At 51.1% G+C, this 12,835-nt stretch carries 7 protein-coding genes; 2 read left to right on the top strand and 5 right to left on the bottom strand.

Translation table 11 applies throughout. The features are described from left to right. Positions 1-103: 103 nt before the first annotated feature. Positions 104-463, bottom strand: a complete 360-nt coding sequence (locus tag FJM74_RS17150) for a DUF4180 domain-containing protein (protein WP_187263861.1) — start codon at positions 461-463, stop codon at positions 104-106. 271 nt (positions 464-734) lie between these two features. Further along, a complete protein-coding gene (locus FJM74_RS17145) occupies positions 735-1,364 on the bottom strand; it encodes a porin family protein (protein ID WP_187263860.1) in 630 nt (209 codons plus the stop codon). A 501-nt stretch (positions 1,365-1,865) separates the two neighbouring features. On the opposite strand from FJM74_RS17145, the gene FJM74_RS17140 reads away from it, so the two are divergent. Next, positions 1,866-3,098, top strand: coding sequence for a multidrug effflux MFS transporter (locus tag FJM74_RS17140; protein WP_187263859.1), 1,233 nt, complete (start codon positions 1,866-1,868; stop codon positions 3,096-3,098). 104 nt (positions 3,099-3,202) lie between these two features. Here the strand turns inward: FJM74_RS17140 and FJM74_RS17135 are convergent, their stop codons facing one another. The 3 genes from FJM74_RS17135 to FJM74_RS17125 form a co-directional block, all read right to left on the bottom strand. After that, a complete protein-coding gene (locus FJM74_RS17135; RefSeq protein ID WP_187263858.1) occupies positions 3,203-3,487 on the bottom strand; it encodes a GNAT family N-acetyltransferase in 285 nt (94 codons plus the stop codon). A gap of 126 nt (positions 3,488-3,613) precedes the next feature. Beyond that, positions 3,614-4,783, bottom strand: a complete 1,170-nt coding sequence (locus FJM74_RS17130) for a glycoside hydrolase family 88/105 protein (RefSeq protein WP_187263857.1) — start codon at positions 4,781-4,783, stop codon at positions 3,614-3,616. Between the two features lie 237 nt (positions 4,784-5,020). Then, positions 5,021-8,020 (bottom strand): glycoside hydrolase family 2 protein, encoded by a 3,000-nt coding sequence (locus FJM74_RS17125; RefSeq protein WP_187263856.1) that lies wholly within the window; start codon positions 8,018-8,020, stop codon positions 5,021-5,023. Between the two features lie 599 nt (positions 8,021-8,619). Here FJM74_RS17125 and FJM74_RS17120 point away from each other — a divergent pair. Beyond that, positions 8,620-12,795: a hybrid sensor histidine kinase/response regulator transcription factor gene (locus FJM74_RS17120; protein WP_187263855.1), complete on the top strand. Its 4,176-nt coding sequence runs from the start codon at positions 8,620-8,622 to the stop codon at positions 12,793-12,795. Positions 12,796-12,835 lie beyond the last annotated feature (40 nt).

Raw genomic sequence — 12,835 nt, 5'->3', positions numbered from 1 at the left:
AAGAAAGCGCCACTTAAACTCTGTCAGGTTAAGTGGCGCTCCTGTTACTGGATTTTAGAATTAGATTTCTTACTGTGCCTTCAGTTGCTGACTCTGAACAAATCTACCTGGACAGAGAGTCTAAAGCTTCTGAAAATGACGTGACAAAACTGACCTGTTTCCCCTTATTGCTTTCATACATAAAGTCACCTAAACTCTTGCTTTTGAATTTCGAGAGGTCCCCCACAATAGCCAGACGCATACGATAAGTTGAGAATTTTTGAAGAATTTCTCCCGCCATTCCGGTTTTCAGATCAAAAAACGCAGGCGTGATATTTTTTTCATGCAGTACCATGCTGTCAAAACCCTGATAGTATAGGTTTCCTAATAAATCTATCCCGTCTTCCGTATTATTAATGATGGTTTCTTCCGAAATCACTTCAGCAATTTTGGTGTCGTTTATAGTATGAGACTCAATTTTCATTTTACTTGTCTTCCTGTATTTTTGTAATAAGGTTGCTCATTTCAATAACTACTTACCGGCTGGTATAAACGACGCGCGAGCGGAAAGTATATGTTTGATTGCTAAGAGGTTATCTGCGGTTTTGTCTTATTCGACAGCAGCATTTTTCTTCAGCAGGAAGTAACAGCACAATTATTCTAATTAAAATAGCCCTCCGGGTTAGGTGCTGCTCCTGCTGAAGCTTTGTAAATACCAGTTGCTGCCATGAGCCGGACGGGCCGCTGCATCTTGCTTATTTCTTTCTTAGGGTGTAGTTCACGGCCAGTTGTAGCGCACGGTGCCTGCCATCGGCTTTTGTCTCCTGGAATAAGCCTGAACTGTTGTTGAACCTCACATTCCGGACCTTCCTTAAGCCGTGGCTATAGCGTATGTCAACTTCGGCCCGCGGAAGGAGCTGGTACATCAGTCCTGCATCTGCTCCTATATCCAGCACATTTAATTTCTCTAAATGATGCAGGTTGCTTTTCTGTCCATCACTGCTGTACATAACGGGGCCAGCCAGCGCCAGCTCAGGCCCCAGGTAAATACGCAGTTTGCTCAGGGGTTTATACCCTACCAAAAGCGGCAGCGTAAGGTAGTGGTAGCTGACAAGGGCAGGGCCCGAGGAAGAAAAGTGTTGTTTGTGCCCTTTTACCGCATAGGAAAGCTCCTGCCTGGAGAACCATTTCTGGTTAAGCTCCTGCTGTGCCGCGATGCCTGCAAAATAACCGGTCCGCTCTGAGGTAGCACTTTGCAGTCTGGCATCATCAAACCGCACTGTTGCGTAGCTCAGGCCTGCTTTTACTTCTTTTATAAATTGGCCATAACTGAACTGGTACAGCATACAGGCAATCAGCAGGAGCAGGCTCTTTTTTGTTTTCATAAGAAAATAAAGGCAGATGTAGGACTAATTCTGAAACTTCCTATAAGTTAACCGGGATATCTCTATATTATTGTAAATATATAGAGCTGCCATAGAAAAATATGTTGGTGCCTGCCAACTGGTTTTATGGTGGGAGTTAGTGCTGCAAAACGAGCATGGCCTTTCAAATTATTCGAATAGAAAATGCCCTCCGGAGGCTCTGCTGCTCCTGCTGCTGCTGATCAGTTTTACGGTCAGCCAATTTTACTTGTAGGTGCTTCGTCAGATTGCCGTTCATCAGGCCTCTGCTACTTTCTGATAAGGGCGCAAAATTAATATTCTTTTACAGCAATACCTGCCGCTGCTGTACCTTTGTTCTCTTACTTCCTGCCGGTGGTTACTAAAAATAGCAGCAGGCGGGGCAACAACTGTGGCTGCCAGAGGTATAACAATTCTTTTGGACAGGCAGAACATTATGGCTTAAATTAATGTTGTAACTTTGAATGCTTTTTTAATTTATTTATGACGCGTAAACAATACTTTGTAACTATACTCATACTGGGTTCCCTCTCGACCATCAGTCCCTTTGCCATTGATATGTACCTGCCTGGTTTCCCGGCCATTGCAGCAGATTTAAACACCACCATTTCGCAGGTACAGTTTTCCCTTACGAGCTACCTGATCGGTATTTCTGTCGGGCAGCTGCTCTACGGCCCGCTGCTCGACCGCTTTGGCCGCAAAAAGCCCTTGTATGTTGGGCTGGTCATTTACATGGTCGCCTCGGTTGGCTGTGCCCTTACCTACTCCGTGGATTCGCTGATCGCTATGCGGTTCCTGCAGGCTATAGGAGGTTGTGTAGGAATGGTGGCGGCCCAAGCGCTGGTACGCGATATTTTTCCGGTAAACAAAACAGCGCAGGCATTTTCGCTGCTGACGCTGGTAATTGCAGTGTCTCCGATGGTGGCGCCTACGGTAGGGGGGTATATGACGGCGACCTTTGGCTGGCATTCTGTTTTTATAGCCCTGGCCGTGATCTCCTTAATCCTGCTGGCGGGTGTGTATTTTTTTCTGCCTGTGGGCAAGATGGCGGATCCTTCTATATCGCTTCGGCCCAGGCCGGTGCTCAAAAACTTCCTGACGGTACTTAGGCAGCGGCAGTTCCTGCTTTACATGCTTGCAGGTGGTATTGCCACAGCAGCCCCTTTCGCCTACATAGCCGGCTCTGCCGATGTGTTTATGAACATTTACAAGGTAAGCGAGCAGGAATATGGGTGGATTTTCGCCACTATCGCCTTTGCCATGATCGGGTCTACACAGCTCAACCACGTGTTGCTGAAACGGTTCACCAGTGAGCAGATTATTACGGTAACACTGTATTACCAGACGGTGGTGGGGCTGGTGCTGGTGCTGGGGACGTGGTTTGGCTGGTATGGCAAATACAGCCTGGTGCTGCTGATCTTCCTTTTTCTGGCCGGGCAGGGCTTAACCAATCCGAATGCCACAGCCTTATCGCTGGCGCCCTTCTCGAAGCACACAGGCAGCGCAGCGGCTCTGATGGGGAGTTTCCGGATGGCGATGGGCGGCTTAGTCTCTGCCGTGGTGAGCTTTCTACACAACGGCAGCACCCTGCCGATGGTCAGCATCATGATGAGTTGTGCTGTGGTTGGCCTGCTCATACTGCTTGCCAGCACCCGAATTGCCCGATACCGCGCCAGCCGCAGTGTAGCAGCCAAAGAAAGGTCGGTGCTGTTGTAGAGGCCGTAAATTTTTTTGAAATAAAGAGGATGAAAATAGGAGTGCGATAAGAGTGGAGGATTCCGCCATAATCCTTCTTCTCTTATCGCACGTAAGATCCTGTTTTATTTCTGCAGCAGCTCCTTATACGCGGGGTGTCGCTCTATAAACCTGGCCACGACCGGGCAGGAGGCTCTGATCTGGTAGTTGTTGTTGGCGGCAAACTGCAGTCCTGCTTCAATCAGTTTGTCAGCAATTCCTTTGCCGCGGGCTGTTTCCGGTACGAAAGTATGGGTGAAATCCAGCACTTTTGGGGCAGGAGTGGAGTAGGCAAGTTCTGCTTCTTCTTCGTCAGGGAGAACAACAGTGAACTGCTGGTACTGCTCTTCATGGGTTACCGTTATTTCCATAGCTTATTTATATAATTGTTCCTTGACAGTGTACGGGGGGCAGCCGATTTTTGTCCTTCATTATGCAAAAAAGCTCTGGCTATAGCAGCCAGAGCTTTTTTGTATCTGATTTTTCTGTCTTTTCGTTTACTTCATCTTCATTATTTCGGTACCGGCCAGCAGGAAGCAGCCCAGGCCGTAATCTTCGAAATCGGGTTTGCTGGTGTAGGTAACCGGCTGACCGTCTTTTGGTTCTTTGCCGGTGCCCTGTAGGTAGCCCAGAAATCCATTGGGGTGTACCGCCTCAGTGGCCATGGCATTCCAGGCTTTAGCGATAATCGGGTTGTAAACATCTGCATCAAGCAGGCCATTGTTCACGCCCCAGGCCATGCCGTAGGTAAAAAGGGCTGTTCCGGATGTTTCCTTGCCACCAAAATGCTCCGGATCTTCCAAGCTTACGTTCCAGAATCCGTCTTCGCGTTGCAGTGGCACCAGTGCCTTCATCATCTCCAGGTAGGTTTTCTGGTACTCATCGCGGTGCGGGCCATTTTTTGGCATGATATCCAAGACGCGAACCAGGGCCGCCACTACCCAGCCATTGCCTCTGGACCAGTAGATGTCTTTGCCGTTTGGCGATTGCACCGGCGGCACAAAGTCTTTGTCTCTCCACCACAGGCCGTCTGCCTGGTTGTAAAGCCCGCCACCAATCTTTGTTTTGGTAGCCATATACATGTCGTACATGCGCTGGTGGTAGATGTCGGCACTATCCGGGTAAATTTGAGCCAGCTGGGCATAAATAGGCATGGCCATCATCAGGGCGTCAATCCAATCCCAGTCGTCTACTTTGGAGCTGTTCACCATGTTGTCCATAGAGGCTTTAATGGAGCGGATGCGCTCTGGCTGCGGATCGATGTTGTAGAGTTCGATGTAGGTCTGGCCGCAGGTTTGGTAATCGGCATGGCGCACCTTGTCGCCTCCCGTCAGGCCCCAGTTGTGTTTTTGGCCCCAGTCAACGGCATAATCGTAATAGCGCTGTTGTTTATCAGCTTTGTAGAGCTCCATCAGGCCGATATAGTAGATGCCACGCGTCCAGATATTGCTTGGGCGGGTCTTGTTGGTTACGATTTCCTTGCCTGGGTCTGGCCACTTCTGCATAAAGTAGTCGTTGGTGAGCCGAAGGGTTTGAAGTACTTGGTCCTTCTCGGGCAACTTATTTTCGCCGGAAGTAGTTGATTTTTGAGAAGCACAAGCCGATCCGATTATGGCCAGCAAGCTTAGAAAGGAAATTCTCCAGTAAGAAACTGTTCTGTTTGTCATGTTATGGTTGCACGCTATTGATTGTTGAATTTCTAGTTTGTTCAATTGTTGGTTAAATAATTCTTCATGTTATTTAACCAGATTTATTCCCAGTTATAGACTGCATGATTTGATGAAGCAGTAAGGTTCAGGAAAAGCGCCTCTGATGGGTTAAGATAGAAATTATTCTAATAAAAATGGCCCTCCGGAGCCTTCTACCCTTGCTGCTGCTGCTTATGCAACATTAACATTCCGCATTTACTTCAAGGTAGAGCCTGTCAGGGGTTCGTGTGTTTCGTAGAACTCGATTTCATTTATGCCTAACGCGCCTTTTGCTTCGGTAGTGTTGCCTGCCGGCTCCTTTACACCGGTTATCTCAATAAACCCGAAGGCGTCGCCGTCGGTGTTGGCGCCAATGAGTTTTATCATTACGTTTTTGCCTGTGGTGGGCGGGAAAGTCACCGTGAAGTAGCCCAGGCTGCGAACGGAGTTGCCTTTAAAAACCTCTTTGCCGTCTATAGTGATCTGGATCGGGTAAACTCTGTTGCGCCAGTTGTTGAGCTTCATGGTGATCTCGCTTATCGGAGCGCTTCGTTCCAGTTCGTAACGTATCCAACCGGTTGAAAGCAATCCATCGTTTTCCCAGTTAGTCAGCTCATTGTCGTCGAAAGATTTGTTCGCGTCCTGCTGGTTTGTGCCTGCTGTTGCTTTTACAATGCCAACCGGTGTGCGCGACACAATGTAGGACTCGCCGACAGGCGTAGGGCCGCGGTCCAGGTAAGAGGGCAACTTGTCGCCCGGAAGCCTGGTGGCCAATCCGTTTTCCTGCTTAAATGGGTTTGACTTTACCGTGACTGTTGCTGATTTCAGCCCGGCTGCCCTCGCCTGCAATTTTATTTTGCCTGCTTTGGTCGTCGAGCGGATCAGCACCCGGTTCACGCCGCCTTCTACCGGCAAATTCTTAGAGAGGATATAGTTGTCCGGGCCCTGGGCAATGCCGCCGCGCCATTCGGCGGCACCCTCTAACTTAAAGTCTACCATGTTGAGGGCAGTAGGGCAGCGGTTGCCTTTATTGTCTACAACCTCCACTTCTACCAGCGCTAGGTCGTGGCCGTTTGCCAGTAAGCCTTCAGGCTGCTGCATTACCGTAAGCCGAAGCGCTTCTGGTTTTCCTGCTGTTACTTTCTGTGCTTCGCTTACTTTCTCGCCAGCTTCATTGTAGCTTACGGCTTTGATGGTACCGGGCTTAAAGCTGATATTCTTGAAGGTGAAGAGGAAGCGGTGGCTCTGCTCGCCTTTTCCTTTCGACTCGCCGTTGATGAACAGCTCCACGGCCTCCCCGTTCGACACTACAAAAATATCCTTCGTCACGCCAGGTTCATAGTTCCAGTGGCCCATGATATGCGTTCTGGGGTTTTCTGGTTCTACCCAGCCGTCCCACATTACCTGGTGGGCAAAGAAGCCATCTTTGGGAATGCGCATGGGGTCCACCTCGCCGCTTCTGCGGTAATTTTCTTCGCCCCGGTAGTGGGTGTTGGTATCGGAGAACACGATGTTTACACCTCCGGAACTCACCCGCTTGCCCGTGCCCGGTCGCTCGCGCCAGTAGTCGAACCAGCGGATCACGTTCTCTTTGGCATGCGAGTCCTGGTTGCGGTTGTAGTCGCTGGCATCCTGGCCTTTGTAGAGCGGACCAGCACCGTCTTTGTGGTAAGGCGGCGTAAATTCATCCCAGTACTTGCGCAGGCCTTCGTCGCGGGAGTACTCGGTGGCCCACATGGGTATGTCGGCGCTTTTGTTGATGTAGAGCATCTCGCCCCCGTACTCGGCTACCTCACTGTCCAGCATCTCGCGGGAGCCGATGGCGCGGCCGCCGTAGGGGTCATACTTATCGCGGATGGCCTTCATCTCGGCCATGTGCTCCTCGCTGATGGACTCGTTGCCCGACTCGTAGAAGATGATGCTGGGGTTGTTTTTGTTGTAGATGATGGCATCGCGCATAAGTTCGGTGCGCTGCTCCCATTGCCGGCCTTTGGCGTCTTTCTCGGCATCGCCGGCTGGCATGGCCTGTATCAAACCAACTCGGTCGCAAGATTCCACGTCCTGCTTCCAGGGCGTGATGTGCATCCAGCGCACCAGGTTGCCGTTGCTTTCTACCATCAGGCGGTTGCTGTAGTCGCTGAGCCAGGCCGGCACCGACATGCCTACGCCCGGCCACTCGTTGCTCGTGCGCTGGGCATAGCCATGCACCATGAGCACCCGATCGTTTAAGTAGAACATGCCATCTTTAAAAGCGGTTTTCCGGAAGCCGGTGCGGGTCTGCACTTCGTCCACGGGCTTGCTGTCTACTTTCAGGGTGGTGTACACGTTGTAAAGGTAGCCGTAGCCCCAGCTCCAGAAGTTCAGGTTGTCGACCTGGGCACTGGCATTTACTTTCTTCGTCTCGCCCGGAGCCAGTGTGGTTGGAGTTCCGGCAAAGGTCTTCACTTTCTTCCCGTCCAGGTCCTCTATCACCACTTCGTACTGAAACGTTTTGGCGCTGGCATGCTCATTTTTTACTTCAGACTCCGCTGTGATGGTGGCTGTTCTGGCCGGGATATCGATGTTGCGGGCGTAGATGTAGACACCGGTGGTGCCGAGGTGGGAGTAGAGCGGCAGCGTTTGGTAGAGCTTGTCCGAGATGTGCAAGTATACGTTTTTGGGGATGCCGCCATAGTTGGCGTTGAAGTTGTGGTCGCTCCACTGGTAGGTCGAGTTGGAGGATTTCTCGCGGTATTTCCAGTCGCTGTCGGTACGCACGGCTACTACGTTTACCGCCGGCGCTGGCTTTACCAACTCACTGATGTCGAAGCCCACAGCCATGGCGCCGTTTTCGTGGCGGCCGATGTGCTGGCCGTTCACGTAGAACTCGCCGCCCTGGCGCACGCCCTCGAACTCCAGGAACACTTTCTTGCCTTTGGCATCGGCCGGAAGCTTAAACTCTTTGCGGTACCAGGCTACCCCGGTGGTAAGACTATGAATATCTATCTTGTAAGCTTCGTCTTCATTCCAGGCCCAGGGGAGCGTTACCTTTCGCCAGGTAGCATCGTTAAAATTGGGAGCCTCGGCTCCGGCAGGGTCTCCTACCAGCACTTTCCAGCCGGGGTTGAAATTAAATTTGGTGCGTGGATTGGCAGAAGCGGCCGTGGCGGCGACTAAAAAAAAGATGAACAGAAGAAAAATTCCCGGTAAGAGTAGTCGCTTTTGATTCAAAGGCATTTTTAGACCCATTTTCACTTTTGGTTATTTATTAAAAATATTCACTTCCCGGTTTCTGCAACGGAAACACCTTTCTGACAGCCCCAATCAAATTATTCTAATCAAAATAGCCTTCCGAAGCCAAATAATAGACACAGGACCTTTTTAAAGAGTTTAGTGTTAAAAGTTTAGAGTTAAGAGAATATTTTTTGCATAGCCTGCAATGGCAATTCATCTTCAAATTTCCAGATTTCCAAATCAACCATTTAACAATTTAGCATCCAACAACCAGCAACCAAATTATTCGAATGGAAATGCCCTTCCGGAGGCATTGGTCGTGCTGTTCAGACTGCCCGGCTTCCCTTATTTATCAAAACTAGCCTTATTGCTCAATGTTCCTATCCTGCACTATCCTGCAAAAGACTCTGCTTGTGGCTACGCGTGTAGCGGTGCTTTCTCATTTTTCCGGGCTATGGAAAGGGAACGTCCTCATAAGCAGTGAGAAAGCGGATTGGTTGACTTTCCTATCCGGTTAATGCTTTGAAAATAAGATAACGAATGTTAATTTGTGTTTATCTGCATTTATACTTGTATATTTCCAGCAGGCCAACATGTGCGTTATGCGTTTTCTGAAGATCTTTTTGCTGGTGCTGTTATTCCCTATGCCGTTCTCAGGCCTTAAGGCGGCCCTGCCCGATCCGTTTAAATTTTCTTTACTGGATATGAACGACGGGCTGGCACATAACCAGGTCAATTGCTTCCTAAAAGACAGCAAAGGCTTTGTCTGGATTGGAACCAACGGCGGTTTAAGCCGCTACGACGGGCATCAGTTTACCAACTTCCGCCACGACTCCAAGAACCCCGCCTCGCTCTCTGAAAATGAAGTGCAAAACCTTTATGAAGGGCCTGACGGCTATCTTTGGGTTGTTTCGTATAACAGCCTTTCTATTTATAATCCCAGAACCGAGACATTTACTTCGGGAGACCTGACTGCCTTTATGCGCCGGTACGGGCTGCAAAGCACCAGCCTGGGGAGCATCTTTAAAGACAACAAAGGCTATTTCTGGTTTCTGCAGCCCGGCCAGGGACTGACGCGGTACAACCCGAAGAGCAAAAAAATACTGCGGCTGCAGCACGAACCGGGCAGAAGCAGCGGCCTGGGCAGCAATTCCATATCCGCCATGAGCCAGAGCAAGCAGGGCGACTACTGGGTGCTGCACCAAAACGGGCTGCTGGAACGCCTCAGCAGCCAGAGCCTGCAGGTGGTGGAGCGGGTAACCGATTTAGCAGAGTTGTATAAGGGAGCCACCGACAATTTCACCCTCCTCACCGACAGCGACAATGACCTCTGGATTTCCTCCGGTATCCGGAGCAGCGGTGTCTACCTTTACCAGACATTCACTAAAAAACTTCTGAATTTCAGCAAAAGCACCCCATCGCTGAGGCTGAAGTCGGATGTGGTGCGTGGGGTGGTAGAAGCCTCAGCCGGCAGCATCTGGATCGCCACCGACCATGGCGGGGTGAGCATTGTTAACAAGCAGACCATGCAGGCCGAATGCCTCCTCAGCAATATAAACGAGAAAAACGGCCTGGTCGACAACAGCGTTAATACGATCTATAAAGACAGCGATGGCATTCTCTGGCTCGGCACCTACAAAAAAGGGTTTAACATTTACCACAAAGATATGTTCCGGTTCAGGCATTTTAACAACCAGCCTGCCATAGCCGGAAGCCTGCCTTATAACGACGTGAACCGCTTTGCCGAAGACGGCCAGGGCAACCTCTGGATCGGCACCAATGGCGGCGGGCTGCTGTACTTTAACCGCACAACAGGGCAGTATACCCGGTATCTGTCAGACCCAAACGATCCGAACAGCATTGGCAGCGATGTGATTGTGAGCCTGCTGATAGACAGGCACAAGAACCTGTGGGTAGGTACCTATACCGGTGGGCTCATCAAATTCGATGGAAAGAAGTTTACCCGCTTTAACAGGCACACGTCCAACCTGACGGACGACAACATCTGGGAGATTTTTGAGGATTCGGATGGCGTGCTGTGGGTGGGCACCATGCGGCAGGGCCTGTTCCGGTACGACGGCGGCACCGGAACTTTCAGGCAGTATAGCATGCGCGACGACGGAACCGGGCTGCAATCCAATTATGTCTCGGCCTTAGCCGAAGACAAAGGCAAAAACCTGTGGATCGGGGGCAACAGCGGCATTGATGTGCGCGATAAGCGTACCGGCAAATTTACCAGATTCCGCAACGACCCTAAAAACATCCGGAGCCTGGCCAGCAACAGCATCCTGGATATTTATACCGACAGCCGCCAGAACACCTGGGTGGCCACGCCGGAGGGTTTGCTCCTGTACAGGCCCGCCGATAAATCATTTCAGTTGTTTAACCAGGAAAGCGGCCTGCCGCACAACATCATCCTGACCATTCTGGAAGACGACAAGCAGAACCTGTGGGTGAGCACGCTCCACGGCCTTTCTAATGTGGTGCTGCAGCAAGATGGAAATGGCACCCTGAAAGCATCTTTCCGGAACTACGACGAATCAGACGGATTGCAGGGGAGGACCTTTAATGAGAATGCAGCCTTTAAAACAGCCAGAGGCGAAATGATTTTTGGCGGGCCGAATGGCTTTAATATGTTTATCCCGGATGAACTGGGAAAGAACTATTCGGTTCCGAAAATGCTGTTCACCGATTTTCAGCTGTTTAACAAGAGCCTGAAGGTAGGAGAGGAGAGAGATGGCCGCGTGATCCTGGGCAGCGCACTCTCCGAAGCACCACACGTCACCCTGAAGCACAACGAAGACATCCTGACCATCGGGTTTGCCGCCCTGAGCTTTTTCCATCCGGACAAAAACAGCTACAAATATAAACTGGAAGGTTTCGACAAAGACTGGCACGAGACAAACCAGGGTACCCGGCAGGCCACCTACACCAACCTGGACCCGGGAGAGTACGAGTTTAAAGTGCTGGCCTCCAACAACGATGGCATCTGGAACAAGGAAGGCATCAGTATGAAAATTACCGTGCTGGCTCCGTTCTGGCGCACCACCACGGCGTATGTGCTGTACGGTTTGCTGGGTGTTGTGCTGCTTTATTTTATCAGGGAATATGAACTCCGGCGTAACAGGCGCAATTTCCTGCGGGAGCAGGAGCGGCGCGAGGTGGTGCAGATGCAGGAGCTTAACCTGGTCAAGATCCGGTTCTTTACCAACATCAGCCACGAGTTCAGAACGCCGCTGGCCCTGATCCTGGCGCCGCTCGAGAAACTGCTCAAAACCACTGCCGACCCCGAACAGCGCAAGCAGTTCGAGATGATGAACCGCAACTCCAGGCGGCTCCTGAACCTGGTAAACCAGCTCCTCGATTTCCGGAAACTGGAGGTGGAGGGCATACAACTGCACCTCTCCGAAGGCAACGTGATCAAGTTTGTGGAGACCTCGGTGCAATCGTTCATGGATCTTTCCGAAAAGAAAAATATTCGACTTTCCTTTCATTCTCAAACCGATGCCTGGTATGCCTCTTTTGATATGGACAAGCTGGAGAAGATCCTGTTTAACCTGCTCTCCAACGCCTTTAAATTTACGGATGAAGACGGAAAGATAGATGTGACGGTAGTTGTGCAGGAAGACAAAGTTACCCTGGGCGGTACCAAAGTGCTGGAGATACAGGTGCAGGACACCGGTATTGGCATTGCCAAAGAAAAGCAGGGAAAGGTGTTTGAGCGTTTTTTCCGGAGCGACGTGCCCACCAGCATGGTAAACCAGGGGAGCGGCATTGGATTGGCCATAACGAGCGAATTTGTGAAAATACACGGAGGCCAGATATCTTTGGAGAGCGAGCCTGGCAGCGGCAGCTGCTTTACCGTCCGGATTCCGATGCGGGAGATGGCGCCGGGCAGTACAGAGGCAGAGCCAACTATGGCCGAAGAAGAAATGGCGGTAGTCGACATGCTGACCGGAGCGCAAACAGGGGAGGAGAAGCCAGCTGCGCAAAGGCCAAAGAGCCGGCCGGTGGTGCTGCTGGTAGAGGATAACGAAGATTTCCGCTTTTACCTGAAAGACAACCTGGGCGTGCATTTCGAGATGCTGGAGGCAAAGAACGGCAAAGAAGGCTGGCAAAAGGCCCTCGCCCACCTGCCCGACCTGATCGTGAGCGACCTGATGATGCCGGAAATGGATGGCATTGCCCTGTGCACCAAGATAAAGCAGGATGCCCGCACCAGCCAGATCCCGTTTGTGATGCTGACGGCGCATAAGGCAGAGGAGTTGCAGCTAAAAGGCCTGGGCCTCGGAGCCAACGATTTCATCAGCAAGCCCTTTAATTTCGAGATCCTGCTCTCGCGCCTCCAGAACCTGATCGCCCAGCGGCGGCAATTGCAGGGCGTGTTTGAGCGGAAAATCAGTGTGGAGACCAGTGCCGTAGAAATTCAGTCGCTGGACGATAAGCTGATACAGCGCGCCATTCAGGTAGTGGAAGACAACCTCGATGACCCTGACTTTTCGGTGGAGGCCATGAGCAGGGAATTAGGCATGAGCCGGGTGCACCTCTACAAAAAGATGGTAGCCCTTACCAGCACCTCGCCCGTAGAGTTTATCCGCAAGATCAGGCTGCAGCGGGCCGCGCAGTACCTCGAGAAAAGCCAGCTGACGGTGGCCGAGGTGGCTTACAAAGTAGGCTTCAACAACCGGAAATACTTCACCAAATATTTTAAGGAGGAATACCACATCCTGCCCTCTGCCTATGCCGAGCAGCACAAGCCGGTGCAGGAAGTGGAGTGAGGGGTGTGTCTGAATCAGGATGTACAGGATTTTTAGTTTA

The sequence above is a fragment of the Pontibacter beigongshangensis genome (assembly GCF_014332515.1).
Lineage (GTDB): Bacteria > Bacteroidota > Bacteroidia > Cytophagales > Hymenobacteraceae > Pontibacter > Pontibacter beigongshangensis.
The sequence above is the reverse complement of the archived record's forward strand: the minus strand, read 5'-3'. Positions and strand labels throughout refer to the sequence as shown.

What these genes read in the sequence shown, in the direction of transcription:
- FJM74_RS17135 (WP_187263858.1), bottom strand. Translation starts at nt 3,487, where the DNA reads ATGGAAATAACGGTAACCCATGAAGAGCAGTACCAGCAGTTCACTGTT.
- FJM74_RS17140 (WP_187263859.1), top strand. Translation starts at nt 1,866, where the DNA reads ATGACGCGTAAACAATACTTTGTAACTATACTCATACTGGGTTCCCTC.
- FJM74_RS17120 (WP_187263855.1), top strand. Translation starts at nt 8,620, where the DNA reads ATGCGTTTTCTGAAGATCTTTTTGCTGGTGCTGTTATTCCCTATGCCG.
- FJM74_RS17130 (WP_187263857.1), bottom strand. Translation starts at nt 4,783, where the DNA reads ATGACAAACAGAACAGTTTCTTACTGGAGAATTTCCTTTCTAAGCTTG.
- FJM74_RS17150 (WP_187263861.1), bottom strand. Translation starts at nt 463, where the DNA reads ATGAAAATTGAGTCTCATACTATAAACGACACCAAAATTGCTGAAGTG.
- FJM74_RS17125 (WP_187263856.1), bottom strand. Translation starts at nt 8,020, where the DNA reads ATGCCTTTGAATCAAAAGCGACTACTCTTACCGGGAATTTTTCTTCTG.
- FJM74_RS17145 (WP_187263860.1), bottom strand. Translation starts at nt 1,364, where the DNA reads ATGAAAACAAAAAAGAGCCTGCTCCTGCTGATTGCCTGTATGCTGTAC.